Raw genomic sequence first — 20,265 nt, 5'->3', positions numbered from 1 at the left:
TGTAAAGCAGATTCTTGCACCTCATCCGCGGCGTCTTTTCGTACCTGACGTCGTTGAACAAATACTTCCGTAGTTAAGGCTATGCAAGCATTTGTTCGCCTGGTCAGCTACAAAAATCCACCAGCGCCTGAGGTGCAGAAATCTATTTGACAAGACTCTAGTTATCAACAAAAGTAATCGCCTCTCCGGTCTTACCGGCACGGCCGGTACGGCCAACGCGGTGAATGTACACATCGTAATCGGTCGGAGCTTCGAAGTTGATCACGTGGGTGATGTCATCGATATCGAGGCCGCGGGCCGCTACGTCGGTAGCACAAAGCGCTTTGATCTGTCCGCTTTTGAAAGCCTTAAGGGCTTTCTGACGGTAGTTCTGGCTTTTGTTGCCGTGAATTTCGTCGGCTTTGATGCCGGCCTGGTTCAGTTTCTTGGTCACTTTCTTCACCCGGTGCTTGGTTTCGGCAAACACCAGTACGCGTTTCAGCTCTGGTTCCTGCATCATCTCGATGAGAACGTCGAACTTCTCGTCTCCGGAGACGTAACGTACCGTTTGGTTGATGTGCTCAGCACTGGCTTCGCCACTGCTGACAGCAACCGTTACCGGATCGGTAAGGAAGTGATCGATGAGTTTCTTCTGGGTCTTGTCCAGGGTTGCAGAGAACAGGAGCGTTTGGTCGCGCTCGCCCATCTGATCGGCGAGGAACATAACGTCCTTCTGAAAACCCATGTCCAGCATCCGGTCGAACTCGTCGAGGATGAGTACAGAAGCCTGCTTGAGGTCAATTTTCTTCTGCTGGTGCAAATCTTTGAGACGGCCGGGAGTGGCTACTACGAGATCGTAGTCGCGCTTGAGCCGTTGAATGTCGGTATTGATGTTCCGTCCACCAATCAGACAGATAGAAGTGAAGGTGGTTCCTTTAGAAAGGGTTTTGAACTCTTCCTCGATCTGCAGGGCCAGTTCGCGCGTGGGCGCCAGGCAGAGCGTCTGGAAGGGCTCATCCTTCAGCAGGGCATCGATGATGGGGATCAGGAAAGCACCGGTTTTACCGGTACCGGTAGTCGCGATACCCATCACGTCGCGCAGGTCGACGATGCTGGCAAAAGATTCTTCCTGAATCTGGGTAGGACGAACCCAACCCGCATTACGGAGGGCAATTTTCAGCTTCGGGCTGAGGTCCCAGTCGGCGTAAACCGTCTTGGAGATGTACTCAACCTTTTTCATCGGGACGGCCTCATGGACCATTAGTTCAGCCGCAATCGGCTTGTAAACGTGGGTGGAACGACGACCACCGCCACCACGGCGCTGTCCGCCTCCGCGATTGGGGCCTCCGCCGTTAGAAGATTTCTTACGACGGTTGTTGGGGCGGCCAGAGCCACCACCAGAACGATTATTACTCATTTGGTAAAAGGGGGAGAACCTTGAGATCAGCGGGATTACAACACGCTCAGGATCAAAGGTTTAAGAAAAGTTGACGCCAGCTTGGCGCTAAGACCGACAGTAATCCACGGGCCTTCGTTTGGCGCGCTCATCGGAATTCGGGTGCAAAGATACGCTTTTATCAGCAAATGCCTGAGACAGCGTTCGATTCGGGGTATAACGAGATGCACAAATCTCCCTCCCTCCCGGCCCCTCTCCTCGGGAGAGGAGAGACGTGACAGGCGACGTATCGTTTTAAAAATGCCACACGCCCCTCCCGGAGCGGTTTGACTCCTCAAAAGAACATGGTTGGGATAGCTGGCCTGGTTCGGTAATCCCCTTGTCCTACTAACCGGTTTGCACCGGCGTTCAGAAGCCTGACAAGTCAAAGGCTTTGAGGCCCGCCCTAGACAAGCCTAAGTCACTTCCCAATTTAAATAAACTGTAGGGTCAACCAGAATTTGGGCGGTGACGTGTGACGATTATGCAAACGCCTCAGGCGTTCTATTGTTGCAAATTCCTTCCCACGCAGGCCTCAAGCCGGCAAACCGGCTTGCTGTCGGATCAGCTTACCAGACAAAAGAAAGCCCGGCTGAGCGAGTGCTCAACCGGGCTGCCTTAGGGGATGGTTAATCCGGATTATTTTACTTCCTTACCACCATCGAGTTCGTCCTGGAGTTTCTCCAGTTCGGCCCACTTAGCGTCAGCAGCGAGACCTGCCTGCTTAGCCCATGTTGCCGGGCTGTGAATGCGGTAACGGGGTCCCGCATCGTCGAGCATTTTCTGAACAGTTTCCACAGGAGCGTCGGCGAGTTCACGCCAGGTCTTAATGTTGATAGCGTGCAGCAGACCTTCGATCTTAGGACCGATGCCTTCTACTACCTTCAGATCGTCCTGCTTGATCTTCTTGCCGGATGGCAGTTCGATCTTAGCGGAAGCTTTCTTCTTTGCCGGAGCGGCTGGCTTTTCAGCCGGGATAGCAGCAGCAGCCTGCACGGTGGTGTCTTCAGCGGGAGCTGGAGCCGGAGCAGGTTTTGGAGCTGGAGCAGCTTTCTTAGCAGCAGGTTTGGCCTTTGGAGCCGGCTTAGCTACAACTGGAGCTTCGGTTCCCTCAGGTACGATAGAAACGTACATGCGGTTACGGTAGCTCTTACGGAAAGAAACGTTGCCGTCTACTTTAGCGTGGATCGTGTAATCACGGCCCATGTAAACGTTCTCGCCGGGGTGGTACTTGGTGCCACGCTGACGAAGAATAATGTTGCCTGCTTTGGCAACCTGGCCACCGAAGAGCTTAACGCCAAGGCGTTTACTGTTACTGTCGCGGCCGTTATCGGTACTACCTACACCTTTCTTGTGTGCCATGGTATTTTATTTATGGCACTGACAACGCTAATTGTCAGTGGGTTAATTATTCATGCTCCCCGTTAAGGGAACAAATTAAGAGTGCGGGCCGTGACTAGCCTGCGATGGAATCAATTTTGATCTTAGTGAACTGCTGGCGGTGACCGTTCTTAACGCGGTACCCCTTGCGGCGCTTCTTCTTGAAGACAACGACTTTGTCGCCTTTCACGTGATCAATGACGGTTGCCCCTACGGACCAACCCTTTACGTTCGGCGTGCCAACGGTGACACCAGCATCACCTGAGGTGAGGTGTACACCGTCGAAGCTGACGGAATCGCCGGCTTTGGCTTCTAACCGGTGGACGAAGATCTCCTGACCTTCCTCTACTTTGAACTGTTGACCGGCTATGGTTACGATTGCAAACATTAGAAAATGTATTTTATTATTGGGGCGCAAAGGTAAGCATTATTTTATTTATCTGCTAGTTTTTACCATTGTTCTTTTGCGAGCCGGTTTTCATGGCTTTTAGCGCGTCAGTACTATCCGTACTACCCTACTCTCTTCACCGTCCTCATACCTTAGTATATAAGTACCTGCCGCCAGGCCGCCCAGCTGTAGTTCTTGTCGGCGGCCGGTAACTTCAAGTTGCTGCAACAACTTACCGTTCAGATCGATAACCGACAATAATCCTTCGCTTCGCGGAAGCTTCACCGTTACCGGTCCCGGGGTTGGGTTAGGGAAAGCTTTTAGCCTCAAGTCGCCTTTTTTACGAACGTTTTCTTCGAGGCTACTTAGGTCGGTGGGGTCATCGCAGGACTCGGTCTCGCTGAACTGACCGATCACGCGAACCATCAGGTCGTTGAGCTTTTCAACCTCGTAACTATCCGTGGTTGGTGCCAGGTGTTTACCACCGATCCCGCTGTCGTCGGTCAGAAAAACGTAGGTTCCGTTGGTTGCCAGCGCAACGGAGCGCAGGAGGTACTCTCCGTCTTTGGTCATACCGGAACAAACGACCGGAATGATACGGATTCCCTTCTCTGCGGCCTGACGAGTGGTCTCGTGCAATCTTTTTCTACTGGTTTCATCCTGATGCGGTGGTGCGTCGAGCACCAGGAACAGAAGACGGGCGGCAGCTTCTTCGCGCCACGCCAGCGAATCTACCGCTGTTTGGAGCGCAGCGTCTACCGCTTCGGGGTGGTCTCCGCCGCCACCGTGTGCTTGCGACTTGACATAACCAACCGTTGCCTCAGGTTTTTCGGTAAAGTCGGAATGGATCGTTACGTAGACATCGGAACTGTCCCGGTAAAACACGGCGGAGGTTCTCAGCTCAGCGCCGGGGAGGTTTGCCTGAGCGCGGTTGATTACGTCGGTAAGTTCACTGCTGAGGTAGCGGATTTCGTCGCCCATACTTCCGGTCGCATCTACCACGAAAGCGATGTCGACCTCAGTGCGCTGATTGCACTGCCGGGGCAATTCCAGGGTGTTAAGGCCATCCTGAAACAACTGTGCTCCGGGAATGGAGTAGGTCTTACCGCTTGCTTCGGCGACAAGAGTGAGTTGCGACGCGGGCGTCAGGCTGTCGCCGGTCATGCCCGCCCACAGTTCGGCGCGGCCACGGTTATCGGTACGGGCCGACCAAATAGTTTGGCCCCAGCGGTTGACAAGCCTGACCGGAACGTCAACGGCAGGGTGACCGTTCGGGAAAGTGAGTTGGGTTGCGTAACGATTGTCCGGGTAAAACTGCCAGATGTCACGAAACTCGGAGAGGTCTTCTTTGCTGATGTCGGTCCAGAGTTCCCATTTGCCGAAGTCATTGGTTTCACCGGCGGTTAGCTGGCCGGCCGAAATATCGGGAGTGGACGCAGCGGCCAGGTCGGATGTACCATCCACCCGCTCGTAAGTCACTTCGTAGGTATCCGGGCTGGCAACGGGGGCGTAATCGGCGGTCGTCGACGGCGCGGCGGCCGATCTTGTCTTCCGACTTGGTGATTCTCTGCGGGACTCACCGTAGCCAATGACGACAACTTCGTCAAGCAAGTCATGAGAAAGTTTCATTTTAATCGTCAGCGGCTTGTTTGCGTATGCAACAGCGTACTGTGTCACGTAACCAACATAGGTAAGTTTCAACGCGACTGAATCTCCTCTTTGCTCAAAGGAGAAGCAACCGTCTAGGCCCGTCGCCGCCCCATCGGCAGAACCATTGACGTAGACTGATACACCAATAAGTTGTTCGTTGTCCTCCCCGACCACGCAACCGCTGATGGTTTTCTGGGCGAGGGCGCAGGTGCAAAGTGCGGATATGAAAAGCAAGGTAAGTAGTGAGCGCATGTGGGGTGTTTTAGGTACTGGATGATCCGTTGTTCAACATTACACAAAAGGTATCAGGAATATTTGAGCCGAGTGCCTGCGAATGGCATCCCGGCCAAAGATCCTGGCCCCGGGCCGGTGCACAACTATGCCTCTAACCTCACCATGTACCTGCGGCCGCGCCCCCGTTTGTATCTCTGCGCAAATACCATATCCAACCCAGCAAAACACACCATACCACTACTGTAGCCGCCATCAGGACGTAAGGAAAAAGTTGCAGCGCCCAGTGCCCGAAACCAAAGATACTCCCCAGAAAGGCTACCAGTAAAAAAGGTCCGATATTCCCGAATTTGGCGTCTTCCTTCGAACGGGAGAAAGGAGCGTCCTTGTCCGTCTGGTTATAGACCAGGGTAAATAGAAGCGTAGTGCCCATCGCCAGAAGGATGTCGATCCAGTGAGAAGGGCCCCAATAGATCAGAACAGCGGTGTAAATCAGCAGGGCCATCGGGAGATAGAACATGCCCAGAACCGCCATGAACTGGCCGTAATAGATTCGGTTGGGGTATGGGTTGGCCGTTGCCTCAAATATCCAACTTGACCGGTAATTTTCGCTGTACTTCGTTTGGCCCAGAGGGATGAGCAATATCCACAATAGAAAATAGAGCAGCATCAGCATCATTCCGTCGCCCAACGAAAATTCTTCCTCTCCCATAAATGCGTCCCTGAAAATGGTGATAACGAGGATGACCGGCAGATAAACCAAAGAAGGGTAAGTGCGCTGCTTGAAGCCCATATCCCGCAGCATCACGTTCCAGTGAAAACGGAACGACACCCGTTCCTGATTCGGCCGGGTCAGCCAGCCCGCCAGAAAATCACGGACAGGAGATTTGCTACCGGAAGTGCTCGTTGTGCCTTGCGGTTCAGCAGCGTTTTCTGCTCCTGCCACGCGCAGTTGCAGCAAACGGTCGGCGTAGCCTCTGCTTTGCCTTATGTAAAACCACAATCCTGTACCTGCGGCGATCAGGGCCAGAAGCCCCTGTGCGTAGGCCAACGGACTGGCCGTCGTTGTTGTCATCGCTTCGTACAAGCCACCAAGCCAGAGCCCGGGAAACGTAAACCCTAACGGTTTGCCCACCACTACGATGTTCTGCAGAACCTTTACGTCGCCAATCAGGCTGGGCAACTGGTAGGCAATGAAAAAGAAGAAGGTTGCCACTATCTGAAAATAACCAACGATTTTCTTCAGCTTCGCTGAATCAACATGACGGAGCAGGAGCAGGTAGAATACAAGGGTCCCCGTCATGGTGATAACGATGGTCAATATGGAGAGGAGAAAGTACACGAAAGCGGGCCAGGCTCCGGCGAAAACGGCGAGGTAGACCAGGGTCGGCAAACCAAGGCAGAGGCCAAATTTTCCGGCAAACACCGCAATGTGAAGTATCCGGCTGATGCTCAGGGTAAAATCGTTGATTGGTCGGCTGAGCAATACGTAGAGGTCACGTTGATCGAAAAGGTTTTCGCTCATTTCAGTAATCAGCATCATACCAATGAACGCAACCCACATACTGAATCCTAACCCGACGGCAGTCGCATAATGCTCCGTAATCATAAAAAGCCCGACCAAACACAACCCGAAGATGCCGATGAAGATGAAAGTCATATACTCCATCCCCTTCTTGCGCTTCTGGCGCTGGCCCATCATCATGCCACCCCGATCGTCCATCAGGAGTTTGGCCTTTAGTATGAGGTAGATGGCTTTAGGATCGGCACCGATACTACGCCAGACGGGGTTGAACAGGCTTACCAGCCAGAGGAACAGCTTATTCATCAGCAGTGAAGTCAAAGTCGGTTCTGGCTGCGGAGCCGCCCGTCAGTTGAGAGAATAGGGTCTCGAGGCTACCGCTGTGAGCCTGGGCGTTGATTTCGGCAAAGGTGCCGTTGGCAGCGATCTTGCCGTCGTTGAGCAGGATGATGCGGTCGCTGATCTTTTCCACCACTTCCATGATGTGGGAGCTGTAAAAAATGGTCTTCCCACGTTCGGTAAGCTGTTGCAGTAAATCCTTCACCCGGATGACGGAGTTGGCATCGAGGCCAGCCAGGGGTTCATCAAGGAAGATCAGGTCGGGATCGTGCAAGAGGCCACTGATGAGCAGCACTTTTTGTTTCATCCCCTTGCTGAAGGTGTCGATGCGCTGGTCGGGGCTGTACTTCAGGTCAAGGTATTCCTGAAGGCGGCTGGCGCGCTTTTGGGTGGTTTCCCACGGTAAATCCTGAAGACCACCAACAAGCTCGTAGAATTCTTTCGGCGTCAGCATCTCGTAAATCTCGGCCGCTTCGGGGATATACCCGATGCGCCGCTTGACCTCCATTGGGTCTTTCTTCACGTCAAAGCCCAGCACTTCCACATCACCAGTATAGTTTTTGTCCAATCCAGCAAGGATGCGGATAGTGGTCGACTTACCCGCACCGTTAGGGCCGATGTAACCGATGATCTGGCCTGCTTCCACACTTAGGTCTATACCTCTCAGTACAGATTTTGAGCCGTAGGCTTTTTGCAGGTTACTTATTTTTATGATTGACATAGAGAATGGTGCTTTCCGGGTAAAACTAAGATCTGGAGAAGGATAAATCTTATTTGGTTAGTGGTTTTTCGACGGATTGCTGATACGGGAGGTTAAATGGCCCCGTAACAAAGTCCAAAGAGATACCACAGCGGCTGGCCTCCGCCTGCGGCGGAGAACAGAAGAAACATCCTCGCGGTACGGTGGCCATAGGCGCTGCGCTACCGGAGGTCGCTACTGCCGGCGGCTCACCGGGGGTGAAAGCGGCCGGGTAACTGCCATGGAGCTGTGCATTAATCAATCTTAACCGGCACATAAGTCCGGATCCGGGGCACCGCCAGGCGCGTAGAGATGGGCCGACGGCATACGCTATATCCATCCTTCACCGGCATGCACGTCTGCAGCTTCAACGGCAGGGTCCGCATATTACGGTCATCAATGACGTCAAGTGGCCAGGTGGAGTTGGTTTCCAGTATGACAGTCATAGTAGAGCGGAAACGATCAAAAGTAGTTTCTACCGTGCGGAGATCGACAGGGTCGTCGGGGTACCCGGCGGTGATTTCGATGGCTTCGAACTTCCCGGTTGGATCGAGCGGGTTTTCAGTATCGTTGACATTAAGGGTCAGGTACCAGCGGAAGGCGTACTGCCCGTTGTTTTTACGCTGCAGCTCGAAGCGTGTACCAGCCATATCCGTAAGTGGATGCATCGACGTTGGCAGTCGGCGGCTGACTGGAATGCGGAGAGCGGGTAAATTGCCACGGGCGGGCAATACCAACTCGTAGTAAAGCGGTACGTTCGCAATGGCTCCGGGCTGGTCCTGGGGGAACAGGTCTGGAGAAGTATTGCCATCTACGGAAAAAGATAAACCGGCATCGCCGTGGGAAGTTACCTGAAGAGAAGGAGCGCCCCGGTAGGCTCCACCCCGGAGGTTATCAATCCGCCAGCCAGCGCCGGCCAGGCCGGCGGGCAATCCGTCGATGTTGACGGAGTGCTGGTGAGATCCCCCTTCCCGTAATGGCATCGGCTGGCCATTAGCACTTACCACGGGCGTGTTACGGAAATAATTCTCAATATCCTGGGGAGAAGGCAAGCGGGCAAAGAGGCGGTCACGTTGGTAAGGGCCCGCAAAATCGGTATAAACGATGGTCTCCCAGTCGGTACCGCCAAAGGTGTTATCACTTGTGCGGGAGCGGTTCACGGAGGTATTGATCGATCCGGCCAAAGGAATAGCTACATTGACACCAAGGGTTTGTTCCGACTTTGCAACCTCGGCGGCATCCGTCAGGTGCTTAAGGCTAACCCCTTCGAACTGAGTGAGGAAATAAGCCTTACCGGCATATTCGGGGTGATCCTGGTAGAAGCGCCAGAGGCGCGCCATGAGCTCGGTGGTCCGGGCATCGTTGGCGTTCAGGATTTCGTTGAGCGGACTCACGAAGCTACCCGCCATTGCCACCACGGTACTGTTGCGCCGGCTGTCGGTATCGAGAGCTGTTCCGAAGGAGGAATAAGGAGGTTTGAGGCCTCCGTCCAGCGCTGCTTTGAGGAAACCACTACAGTTTTTCGTTAGCAGGAAGGCATCAAATCCCGGCCGGGGTTCGGGCAAAAGGTTTACTCCATCCGCTTCGTTGTACAGTAGTTGATCTGCGCGGTAGCGAATCATCTCCAGCGGGTAACCGGTTTCATCTTCGGTAAAAATGTAACTCAACAGATTGCCTCCGTTGATATCGGCTTTTTCCACTCGTGTGCGCAGGGTACGTTTACCCAAAAAGCGTTCGATGGTAGGTGGTGTGTAATCACGTTTGCCCTCGGCTTTAGTGAATCCGCAGAAATCGTAATGCCGTTGAAAAATGTCCTGCAACGCATTACCGAGGGTGGTACGGCCATAAGCACGTTGAGGCGGCCACTCCGGCTCACTGTTTTTTCGGTTACGACGCTGCGCATCAAGGGTGACGGAAGTAGATAAAATGGCGATAAAAAGCAAAAAGCTTAGTAATTGGCGATTCATGTGTTTCTGACTGGGGATTATAGAAGGCGGCAGCTAATTAAATGTTTTCAGCCGGCTCAGTATTGCATTTGGAACAGGTTAAGTTTCACACAATCGAATTGAATTTGACGAAGAGTAACCGTCATTCACCCCGAAGGAGGAACCATACACAGCAATTGAAACATCAACGGCATAGTAAAAACACTGGAAGTTCCCCTACCTTAGCGTTATGCCCTCCCCCACTGTCATCCCCGTTTTCAGCAGACACCGCCACCCACGGTTGCGCTACGTGCTGAAGGAACTCAGCCGGGACCTGGGCTACGATCTCCGTTTGATGACCGACCCGGACCGCTGGAAGAAGGCCGGAAGCGGGGCGAAAGTATCAATTTCCGTGGATTTCGAAGACGAAACCTACTTACGCCTGCCGGCGCACCCGATCCTGCACGGAGGAGCACCGGAAACAAACGACTTGCGGGTAAGCACCAAGGACGGAGTTCCCGCTTTTTTTCTGGTTGACGGAATACCAGATTACCTGGCCTGCTGCTTTTACGCCCTCTCGCGCTACGAGGAATACCAGCCATTCGCTGCCGATGCTCACAACAGGTTTCCCGCAGCGGAGAGCCACGCCAGGACGAACGGGTACCTGCACCGACCGGTCGTTCGGGAATGGGCGGCGGTTCTGGACCATAAGCTACGGACAGTTTTCCCGGAGCTTCCCCCCACCAAAGTCCACCCCTGGCGCTTTCGACCGAGCTACGACATAGACATCCTCTGGGCCTGGCAGCACCGTGGCGTCCGCGGCGCAGCCGCGGGCTTTCGTGATTTGCTGACCGGTCATCCCGCCCGCGCCTGGAAGAGGTTCACCTCTTCGCCGGAGCGCGATCCCTACCAAAGCCTTGCTATTCTGCATGCCCTGCACCTGCCCCCGGGCCCTGATGAAGCGGCACTGAACCCGATCTGGTTTTGGCTCCTGGCCGATAACACCGACCGAAGAGACCCCAATCCCTACCCGCTTCCTGCTGCGCAGCAGGCATTGATCAGGGAGCTATCATCAACGAACGATGTTGGTATTCACCCCAGCTACCGGGCGAGCGACAGCCCGGAAATTCTACGTACAGAAGTTGAAAGGCTGGCCAAACTTACCGGGCGGGCCGTTCGGCATTCCCGCCAGCATTTTTTACGATTCAGGCTGCCAGCGACCTATCGCGACCTGCGGAGCGCGGGAATCACCCACGACTACACGATGGGGTACGCCGATGAAGCCGGTTGGCGGGCCGGTACCAACCTGCCGTTTTTCTGGTACGATCTCGAAAAAGAAGAAGCAACCGGTCTTACGGTTCACCCCTTCGTGGCGATGGACGTTACGCTGAAAAACTACCTCGGGCTGGGCCCGGAAGCTGCCGTCACCTACACGACAAACCTGGCCAGTGCCGTCCGCCCCTTCGGAGGCGACTTCATGTTACTGTGGCACAATTCCAGTTTTGCGGAAGAGTACGGATGGCAGGGCTGGCAGCAGGCTTACGCCGATCTCGTGATGGCTTTGCGCAATACCGGCAACGTGTGATTGTCTGGCGCGGACGCGGGTGCAAAGAGAGTTGAACGGATGGTTTTCTGACGGTGTACGAAGGATCGCCTCCTGGCACGACTTTACTTCAGGTCAAAAAGATCGCTTACGCCCGGATACCGGGCGGTTTCGAATCCCTCGGCGAATTCATAGCCGGCTTCGCGGCCTAAACTGCGCCCTTTCGCTTCAATGAAAGCCATGAAGTCTTTCCCGCTTATTGGTGTCTTCACCTCCGCGCTGTACTCGTTGGATTCGTGATCGTCGAATTGAGAGCGGTAGCAGCGGATACACTCCATTTTCTTAGAGATATAAGCCGAAATATCGACCACAAAATCAGGCTTCCGGTTGCGGTCCTGGATGTAGTGATAAACAGCATCGGGGCGCCATTTCTCCTGAGGCTGGCCGTCGTCGCCGATGGTTTCGATCTTAACGAGGCCACTATAAAAACAGGCGTCGGCAACGAGTTTGGCGGCGCGCCCGTGGTCCGGGTGCCGGTCGCCAAGTGCATTGGCGAGAACAATCTTCGGTTGGCAGCGGCGAAGAACGGTAATGATCTTGCGCAGGTTTTCCTCGCTATAGGTCATGAACCCGTCGGGCAGGTCCAGGTTTTCCCGGAATTTCGCGCCCATCTTTTTTGCAGCGTTATACGCTTCTACGGTTCGGATTTCGCCGGTACCACGGCTTCCGAGTTCACCGCGGGTGAGATCGAGCAAGCCAAAGGTATAGCCGAGATCGGCGTGGCGAAGAAGGGTTCCGCAGGAGCTGAGCTCGACGTCGTCGGGGTGGACGCCGATGGCAAGAATATCTACTTTCATAAGGCACGGGGTAAAGGGAAAGAAACGATTTTTGCCGGCTGAAGGTTTTTGGTTCCCCGACGGTATACCGGAAACGAAGTGGTTTGGAACAATTAGCGCGCCGTTAGCGTGGTGGCTGGTAAGGCGCTGAAAGCCGCGCCTGGCCTGAGCCAGGTAAGGTTTTCAGCAACGCCGCCAGACGCCGCGATAACAAGCGATAAAGTCCCAAACCACTTTGGTTCCGGTATAATTGCACCTGCGGTGCAACATTGGAACCAACCCGAGCCTCTGGGGCGGGAGTTCCCGGCTTGCGCGCGGTTCTTTTGGCCCGCCCCAGAAGCTCAGAAGGTTTTTAGTTCGCGATCAGGTTGTACTGAATATCGTAGGAAAAGTCTCCGACAATGGTATCGGAAACCATACGCGTTCCGCTAAAACTAAGGTTGTTTTCGCTCAGTTCATCGACGTCGTACACTACCGGGTTCGCCCCCGTTACATCCCTGAAGGTGATCGTTGTAGCGCTGGCATTCAGTGCATAAGCCCGGGCGTGAAACACATCGAGGACGTTCAGGTCGCCGTTTTCGCAAATCTCAAAGCGACGCAGCAACTGGGTTGCTCCCTCAACGGAAAAGAAAAGGCCATCGTCCTGATCGCAGGGTTCAACCAGGGTCACAATTGCTACCAAAGAGTCGTATTCTGCGGCCACCCCGGCGCGGGTGCGGCCGGCGGCCGCAAACTCTTCGTCGGTAACACCCGCAATGGCAGCGTCGGCCTGAGCCTGGTAATCGCTCTCTATGGTTTCGATCATCCAGCCATCGGGGTTCCCGATGAAGACAAGAGGGCTCACATCATCGTCGTCGCCACAGGCAGAGAAGAGCGTAATGGTCAGAGCCAGGGAAAAGAGTAAAAACTGTTTCATAGTTGATTTTGATTGGGGGGAAAGTAAACAGAAGAACGCTTTTAGAGGAAGGATTGTGAATAACAAGGCTGTACTTCCGGGGGAAGCGATCTCCCTTAAGAGAGTTTGCGCTAATTGCAAAAGTTGTATCAATGAAAGACAAAGAATCAAGGTGATGCTTTGCGGTTATGACGAATCGCCTCCGGAATAAAGGCCAGGCAGATGCCCCCGACAAAGATCAGCAAATTCCAGTACCACGCCATTGGTTTTTCTCCCAGTTGGAGGAAGACCACCGGGGACTTCAGCCTGATCTGATGTTGGGCCAACTGCGCCAGCAGTTGTTCTGCGTCTTGCGGTTCACCGACCAGGCCGATGGCTCTGGTTCCTGAGTACGGAAGGCAGGCAGGATCTTCGTGGCAAGCCGGGTCTTCGGTTTTGAAGCAGACAACGAGCTGAGTTTCAATGGCGGTTCCTGCGTTCAGGCTTTGCTGCTGTCCGGGACTGAGCAGCGGGCGACAAACGGTCGTGTTGCCCCAGAAATCTTTCTTTGAGGTCGTAACGGCCACCTTAGCCATCACTGCACCTGCGACCTCGATAAAATCTGCCTCACCGATGGCCTGGGCGTCCGCTTCTGTGACATCAAGCGTCCGCAAACGATGAGTGCCGAAGTTTTGGCTCACCAGGCTGTTGCAGCCTGTGATCATCAATACAATGCCGCCGAAGAGAACGAGGTAGCGTAAAATCATGGGGCGAAGTTACACTGACCGCCGCAGAGTTTACGCTACGTGTTGCTCTCAGGGGTATTCCTGGCGGCCAGATACCGCTACGTCAACTTAAATCAGAAAACAACCCGATTGCTCAAAACTCAATGCAGACTGGCGTGGCGATGTCGAAGGATTGCCCCAAAGACTTGAGCTTTCCACTCTTCTGGTTGATGCTGTGTACGGTAATATTGCTGGTATTCTGGTTGGCAACGTACAGAAATTTCCCGGAGGGCGCGATGGCGAAGTTGCGCGGGAAATCGCCCTCGGTGGAATGATGACCAATCAGTTCCAGCTTACCGCTGTTTTTGTCTACGGTATAAGCTACGATGCTGTTGTGCCCCCGGTTCGAACCGTAAAGAAAGTTGCCGCTGGGATGAAGGTGAATGTCGGCACAGGAGTTCTTTCCACTGAAGCCCTCAGGCAGCGTAGAGATCGTCTGGATGTTGTTAAAGCGGTCTTCCGCACCGTTGTAGCTCAGCACGTTTACCGTACCGTTGAGTTCGTTGATGACGTAGAGGAATTGCCCGTCGGCCGACCATTCCGTGTGGCGGGGCCCCGCCCCGCTTGCCAATTGTACGTGGCCCTGGGCGTGCGGAGTGATCTTACCGGTAACGGGGTTCGGGTAAAAAAGCCAAACACGGTCTAGACCCAGATCCGCTACCGCAACGATGCGGTTAGAAGGCGAGAAGTTGGAAGAATGAAGGTGCGGCTGTTTGCCCGGCATTACGCCTTCGGGCACGACAAACTTGTCGGTCTCGACGAGTGTGCCATCATCTTTCTGCAGAAACGCCATCGCCACGCCCCCCAGGTAGTTGGTGGTCATGAGCATCTTCCCGGTTCCGTCCACTTCAACGTGACAGGAAGCTTTCCCTCCCGTTGGCAGTTCCGAAAGCTTGCGGTAACCATCGTTGATGTCGAGCGCAACCAGGGAACCGGACGGCTCGCCCTTGCGGGCCATCTCACTGATCGCGTAGAGATAATCGCCGCTCTCCGATTCCAGAACAAAGGATGGATTCACCATACTGGCAATTGATCGCTTCGACAAAATCCTGCCACTCTCCGGATCAACGGTAATCTGAGATATACCATCTGACTTTCCGTGCACCCAACCTTCATCACGGGTGTAAGCCCCGATGTAGGCGGTATTGTTAATGATGCCTTCCGTAACAACGGCTTTCGGCGTACAGGTCTGGAAAAAGCCGGACAGAAGGAAGAGGCAGAAGTATAACTGGTTGCGATTCATGGGCGTGAAGTTAGAATGCAGCGTACAGAAAAAAGAATAATATTGACATGGTCATTCTACCTTCAGTACGCTGCCTTCAACCTACCAGCTTTTCCTGATGCCTGCCTGGAAGTTTCGGCCCGGAGCGGGTTGGTAATAACGGTTGCCGAAGGCAGGATTGAGGTCGTTGCCAAAGCTCATCTTTTGATCGAGCAGGTTGGACCCCGTCAGAAATACATCAAAGCCTTTGAATGTGCAGCCTATTTTTGCGCGCAGCAGATGAAAACTATCGGCAAACACGTCGTTCGCGTCGTTCAGCGGAACAGCATCGGTGTAATTGTGAAAAAGGTTCAGGTAGAGGCCGTTTTTCAGGCTAAGGTTCGCTTCCAGGTTGATGGTTTGCGGCACTGCGCCGGGGATGTCGTTGCCGGTAAAATCAGTATCTCCCTGTTGAAAATCGCCGTAGGTGAAATCGTAGTAAGTGTAGCTACCGTAGAAGTCCAGATCGACCGAATGGTCCGTGCTGTTCAGAGCCTGATACGTAGCCGCAATTTCGACTCCCTGTTGTTTCGTCTTACCTGAATTCCGGAACAACTGGGTTCCCCGCTCGTCCGTGAAACTGGTGATGGCTTCGTCAAGGGCAAAATAAAAGACGTTGATCTCAGCACTGAGCTTATCGCTGATGCTGGTTCTGAATCCGACTTCGTAGTTCGTCCCAACTTCCGGATCGAGGCTGACGTTGAGGCTTCCTTCGTTGGTCCGGAATTCATCGAGGGTTGGGGGGCTGAAACCGTCGGTCCGGCTGAAGTACAGGTAGCCAAAATCAAAGGAACGCCCTGCGGCTAAGCGCAGGGAAAGCGGACGGTTGGCACTGAACTCTGTTTCGCCGGTGTTTCCGTCGGCGTCGAAGGTTCGGTCGATGGTATAATCCAGCTGGCTGCTACTGAGGCCGAGGTGAAAATCCCACGCTCCGGGGGTATAGTTCAGTTGGCCGAAAAGCAGCCCCTCCTGACTCAGTATCTCGTCGCTGAAGTTGAGCTCTCCGGGGCGGGTTCCGTCGGGGTTAGTGAAATTCTGACCGGTACGGTACTGGAGTTTGCTTTCCACACCCAGGGCAAAGTCGAGGTCATTACGCAGCAGTCGCCGAAGTGCTACCCGTCCACCGGCACCCAGATTGGCCTCGCGTTTGTAATCGAAGTTGAAGGGATGGTCGAAGTAAAAGCCGGTGGTATAGAGTGCCGTTTCTGCTTTCCAGCGGCCGAGGTACTTCGTATTCGTCAGGCCAAGCAGTAAGTTATGGTAATGGATCGAGGCATTTTTATCGGCGCTTCCCGGGCGTGCCTGGCGCGGGTTGTCGGCGTATTGCTCTGCGGTCAGCCCGCCGGGGAGTTCGTAATCCAGCTTAGTGTAAAGGGCGTGGAGTTTGGTTTCGTCGCCCTGCTTTTTACCCGCTATCACCGAAGAGTACTGCAGGGTAAGGCGGTCCATTGCGCTGTGGTCGCGGTAGCCGTCGGTTCGTTGGTAACCGGCACGAAACTGGCTGTAGTTCGTATTTTCTTCCTGCTGTTTTTGCAGCGTCAGGTCTGCCCGCAGGTAACCGAACGAGCCGGCGGTGATGCTGGCTTCTCCGTATCTCTTTTGGGATGGGAACAGTCCTTCCTGCCGGATGGATTCCGTTTCCAGCAAGAGCGTACCGGCGGTTCCGGGGCCGTAAAACCCTCCGGACGGGCCTTTGATTACCTCTACCCGGTCGATGTTGCTGGCGTCCAGAAAATTCAGCGGCACGTCCCCTCCCGGATCGCCGTAGGGGATGCCGTTCCAGTACACCTGGGTATTTCTGACACCGAAGGGTGCGCGGAGCGAAGCTCCGCGGATGGCGATTCTGTAGCTCGCCGTGGCCCGCTCTTCGAAGCGGACGCCGGGGATGCGGTTGAGGCCGGAGAGCAGTGACGATTCATCGTAGCGTTCAATTTCGTAGTTCGGAAGCCTGACGACGGGAGCGGCTGTGTTTGCTTGTGGTCCGTCACCGTAGGCGCGTACGGTGGCCGTTGGGGCATCGTAAACCCTTAACGTATCCGCTGTTTGGGCGCGGACGCAGGTGCAATAAAAAAGAACAAGGAGCAGGGTAAAGAAACGCATTGATTGGGGCTGTTAAATTCGGCTGCAAGGTAAGCGTCGTTAAATGACTTAGCAGTGCTTCACCAGGGGATTCCGCCGTGGCGTACCGATGTGCAGAGATTAAAGAATCGCTCCTATAACCCTCACTTTGCATCCTGCGTTCGCGCCACCATGATACTTGCCACATTACCACCAAAACCGGTAGCGTTTACCAGCACTCGTTTGACATCCCGGACGACCTCCGGAGCCTCCCGCCACGGCATCGGGCAAAACTTTTCCGCCTTCAACATTTCCAACGCTGCCGTGATGGCCAGCGGACCGCTGGCTCCGAAGGTATGCCCTGTCGCCCACTTGAAGGAGGTCACACATTCATCCTCCGGAACCCCGGCGTACAGGCTACCGATCGCGTGCCGTTCCGCCTGATCGCCCCGTTTGGTTCCCGGCGCGTGTGCCACAATGGCATCGGGCAATCCATACGATTCAACTGTCTCATGCATAGCTTTTTCTAATCCCTGACCTCGAGCACTTATTCCGGTGGGCGTCGGGGTACTTTCGCGGGTAAAAGCGATGTTCTCGACACAGGTACCCGTACCTGCCGGGCAATCCTCCAACGACAGCGCAAGGAAGGCCGCGCCCTCCCCTACCACCATCCCGGAGGGAGGCGCAGACAACGGCCGACAGGCGTGTTGCCCCGTAGCGGGAACCTTGCCGTAGATGCGAAGTGCCTCCATCTGGCGCAGCGTAAAGTCGGTGATCGGGGCTTCGGCTCCGCCGACAAGTACCCGCTCGGCCATGCCCGATTTCAGGAGGGCAATGCCGTGCAGGATTGCGTGCATCCCCGACGAACAGGTCATGCTCATGCTACTCGCCGGCGACGATGTATCGAAGAAGTCGGCCAGCGCGAAGCCGATGCTGCCCAGCGTCGTTTTTGGTGAGGTGCGCAAGCGCGCCTCCCCCTTCTCGAGGTAATGAACAAAGCCTTCTTCCCAGCTCTCCGTTGGTCCGCGCGAGCAGCCTACGATGATGCTGAAATCCTGGCCCAACCAGCCCGCTTGCTGCACCGCCTCATCGGCGGCATGGAGCGCGAGAACGGTAGTTCGGTCGGGGTCCGTTCGCTCGGTGAAGGCCTCGATTTGGTTGTGGCCGGGGAGTTCTTTGATCTTGTAAACCGGCATGCCGGTTGGTTCGTCGACCGACCAACTGGGCGTGCCCTGCACGTAAGTCTTCCAGGCGGCTGCAGAACTGCCGCCCGCCGCTGAAATACTGCCGTATCCGTGGATATTAATTTTCATCGGGGCGCGAAGGTACGATTTTGATTACTCGCCCTCAATGATGTCCTTCCGCCGGTAGTAGTCGAGGATCTTTTTTGCGGTACTTAGGTTCGTCACCTCCGCAATCTCCGACGCGAGGGCATTACGGACTTTCTTGGGGCTACCGAAGTGGGCCATCAGTTTCTGCACCGTCTTATCTCCGATGCCGGGGATTTCGTGCAGTTCGGTACCGACCATACCGATGCTCCGTTTGTTGCGGTGATGGCGCAAACTGAAACGGTGAGCTTCGTCACGGCACTGCTGGATGAGCCGAAGCGATTCCGATTTCTTATTGATGTGCAACGGAACGGAATCATCGGGGAAATAGATTTCCTCCAATCGTTTGGCGATGCCCACCACTACCATTTTTCCGCGCAGACCAAGCTCATCGATTGCTTCCATAGAGTGGCTCAGCTGACCTTTACCACCGTCGATGATGACCAGCTGCGGGAAGGGCTCGTTTTCGTCCCGCAAGCGGCGGTAGCGGCGAAAAACGACTTCCTTCATACTGGCGAAGTCATCCGGCCCCACTACGGTTTTGATGTTGTAGTGGCGGTAGTCCTTCTTACTTGGCTTCGCGTTTTTGAAGACCACGCAGGCACTTGCCGGATTGGTTCCCTGGATGTTGGAGTTATCGAAACACTCGATGTGCATCGGCAACTCGTTCATCTGGAGGTCCGACTGGAGGGTCCGGAGAATACGCTCGGCCGGCGTTTGTTTGTTCTGGTGGCTGATGCGCTGCTTTTTGCGCTGCAGCAGCATGTATTTGGCGTTCTTTTGGGAGAGTTCCAGCAGGCGTTTTTTATCCCCGATTTTGGGAACCACGATCTCTGCGTCTACGCCGGGCAGGTCCATTTCCTGGTCGAGGATGATCTCCGGGGCGATACTGTTGAAGCGGTCGCGCATCGCGGGGATGGCGTAGGTGAGCAGGCTCTCGGCGTCGTCGTCGAGGTTCATCACAATTTCCCGGGTATCGGTGTTGATGATGTTTCCGTTCACGATTTTGATGTAGTTGAGGTAGGCTTCTTTTTCGTCGATAGCGAGGCCGAACACATCCACGTCTTTGATGGTGATGGAGACAATCTGCGATTTGCTCTGGTAGTTCTTCAGGGCATTCAGCTTGTCTTTTTGCTGCTGCGCTTTTTCGAATTCCATCTCTTCGGCGTAGCGTTCCATATTTGCCTGCAGGTGCCGCTTCACTTCGGCGAAATTACCCTTCAGGATATTCTTGATCTGGTCTATCTTGGCGTTGTAGCTTTCCTCCGTTTCTTCACCAACGCAGGGTCCTTCGCAATTTTTGATGTGGTACTCGAGGCAGACTTTAAACTTACCTTCTTCGATGTTGCTTTCGGAAAGATTGAGGTTGCACGTTCGGAGCGGGAAGAGTTCTTTAATCAGCCCCAGAATGATTTTGCGCTGGGTAATGCTCGTATACGGCCCGAAGTAACTGCTGCCGTCTCTGACCACATTTCTGGTGACGTACACCCGGGGGAAGCGCTCGTTTTTAACACAGATGTAGCTGTAACTTTTATCGTCTTTGAGCAGGATGTTGTAGCGTGGCTGGTGGGTTTTGATCAGTGCGTTTTCCAGCAGTAGAGCGTCGGCTTCGGTCTCTACGATGGTAAATTCGATCCGGCTGGCGTTTCGGACCATAATCCGGGTGCGGTGCAAACGGTCTTTACGCTCCCCAAAATAGCTGGCCACCCGGTTGCGCAAAACCTTCGCTTTACCCACGTAAATAATCTTATCATCCGAATTGATGAACCGGTAGACACCGGGTTGTTTGGGTATGGTATCGGCAATGGCCTTGAAATCTTCGGTGGTCATGGTTGAAGTAACAGTTGCTCTAACAAATCGTTTGAAGCGGAAGGGAATAATCCGGCGGGGACGCAGGATGCCGTGCACGTTTTCGGGCAAAGTTGCAGCCCCGGAAATCGGTACGGTGCGGAGGGAGATCTCCTCTCCCCTTCAACCTGGCTCCTTCCAACC

At 54.4% G+C, this 20,265-nt stretch carries 15 protein-coding genes; 1 reads left to right on the top strand and 14 read right to left on the bottom strand.

From position 1 onward, the window contains the following. Nucleotides 1-157 precede the first annotated feature (157 nt). From FUA23_RS00290 to FUA23_RS00260, 7 genes are all read right to left on the bottom strand, one after another. On the bottom strand, nt 158-1,396 hold the full coding sequence (locus FUA23_RS00290; protein WP_147928697.1) for a DEAD/DEAH box helicase: 1,239 nt from the start codon (nt 1,394-1,396) through the stop codon (nt 158-160). Nucleotides 1,397-2,053: 657 nt separating this feature from the next. Then, nucleotides 2,054-2,776 (bottom strand): 50S ribosomal protein L27, encoded by a 723-nt coding sequence (rpmA, locus tag FUA23_RS23010; RefSeq protein ID WP_147928696.1) that lies wholly within the window; start codon nt 2,774-2,776, stop codon nt 2,054-2,056. A gap of 94 nt (nt 2,777-2,870) precedes the next feature. Continuing rightward, entirely contained in the window at nt 2,871-3,182 is a 312-nt protein-coding gene (gene rplU / locus FUA23_RS00280; protein WP_147928695.1) for a 50S ribosomal protein L21, read from the bottom strand. A 99-nt stretch (nt 3,183-3,281) separates the two neighbouring features. Next, the gene (locus FUA23_RS00275) at nt 3,282-5,084 is read right to left on the bottom strand and encodes a carboxypeptidase-like regulatory domain-containing protein (protein ID WP_147928694.1); all 1,803 of its coding nucleotides are present in this window, start codon (nt 5,082-5,084) and stop codon (nt 3,282-3,284) included. Nucleotides 5,085-5,223: 139 nt separating this feature from the next. Then, on the bottom strand, nt 5,224-6,891 hold the full coding sequence (locus FUA23_RS00270) for a hypothetical protein (RefSeq protein ID WP_147928693.1): 1,668 nt from the start codon (nt 6,889-6,891) through the stop codon (nt 5,224-5,226). After that, nucleotides 6,884-7,645 (bottom strand): ABC transporter ATP-binding protein, encoded by a 762-nt coding sequence (locus FUA23_RS00265; RefSeq protein WP_147928692.1) that lies wholly within the window; start codon nt 7,643-7,645, stop codon nt 6,884-6,886. Before FUA23_RS00265 ends, FUA23_RS00270 begins: the two co-directional genes overlap by 8 nt. A gap of 272 nt (nt 7,646-7,917) precedes the next feature. Continuing rightward, a complete protein-coding gene (locus tag FUA23_RS00260) occupies nt 7,918-9,630 on the bottom strand; it encodes a hypothetical protein (RefSeq protein ID WP_147928691.1) in 1,713 nt (570 codons plus the stop codon). 208 nt (nt 9,631-9,838) lie between these two features. On the opposite strand from FUA23_RS00260, the gene FUA23_RS00255 reads away from it, so the two are divergent. Further along, a complete protein-coding gene (locus FUA23_RS00255) occupies nt 9,839-11,173 on the top strand; it encodes a polysaccharide deacetylase family protein (RefSeq protein ID WP_147928690.1) in 1,335 nt (444 codons plus the stop codon). An 83-nt stretch (nt 11,174-11,256) separates the two neighbouring features. Here FUA23_RS00255 and bshB1 read toward each other — a convergent pair whose 3' ends face one another. From bshB1 to uvrC, 7 genes are all read right to left on the bottom strand, one after another. Then, on the bottom strand, nt 11,257-11,988 hold the full coding sequence (gene bshB1 / locus FUA23_RS00250; RefSeq protein ID WP_147928689.1) for a bacillithiol biosynthesis deacetylase BshB1: 732 nt from the start codon (nt 11,986-11,988) through the stop codon (nt 11,257-11,259). Nucleotides 11,989-12,319: 331 nt separating this feature from the next. Beyond that, complete coding sequence (locus FUA23_RS00245) at nt 12,320-12,883, bottom strand: hypothetical protein (RefSeq protein ID WP_147928688.1); 564 nt, start codon at nt 12,881-12,883, stop codon at nt 12,320-12,322. A gap of 146 nt (nt 12,884-13,029) precedes the next feature. Further along, nucleotides 13,030-13,608 (bottom strand): hypothetical protein, encoded by a 579-nt coding sequence (locus tag FUA23_RS00240; RefSeq protein ID WP_147928687.1) that lies wholly within the window; start codon nt 13,606-13,608, stop codon nt 13,030-13,032. Between the two features lie 112 nt (nt 13,609-13,720). After that, nucleotides 13,721-14,869 carry a lactonase family protein gene (locus tag FUA23_RS00235; protein ID WP_147928686.1) on the bottom strand — a complete coding sequence of 383 codons (1,149 nt, stop codon included), beginning with the start codon at nt 14,867-14,869 and terminating at the stop codon, nt 13,721-13,723. A gap of 81 nt (nt 14,870-14,950) precedes the next feature. Then, nucleotides 14,951-16,987: a TonB-dependent receptor plug domain-containing protein gene (locus FUA23_RS00230; protein ID WP_147928685.1), complete on the bottom strand. Its 2,037-nt coding sequence runs from the start codon at nt 16,985-16,987 to the stop codon at nt 14,951-14,953. Nucleotides 16,988-17,109: 122 nt separating this feature from the next. Then, entirely contained in the window at nt 17,110-18,258 is a 1,149-nt protein-coding gene (locus FUA23_RS00225) for a beta-ketoacyl synthase N-terminal-like domain-containing protein (protein ID WP_147928684.1), read from the bottom strand. A gap of 24 nt (nt 18,259-18,282) precedes the next feature. Beyond that, complete coding sequence (gene uvrC / locus FUA23_RS00220; RefSeq protein ID WP_147928683.1) at nt 18,283-20,103, bottom strand: excinuclease ABC subunit UvrC; 1,821 nt, start codon at nt 20,101-20,103, stop codon at nt 18,283-18,285. Nucleotides 20,104-20,265: the final 162 nt, after the last annotated feature.

Origin of the sequence: Neolewinella aurantiaca, assembly GCF_008014675.1 — a bacterium.
Classification (GTDB): domain Bacteria; phylum Bacteroidota; class Bacteroidia; order Chitinophagales; family Saprospiraceae; genus Neolewinella; species Neolewinella aurantiaca.
This window is presented reverse-complemented; position numbering and strand designations above follow the sequence as displayed.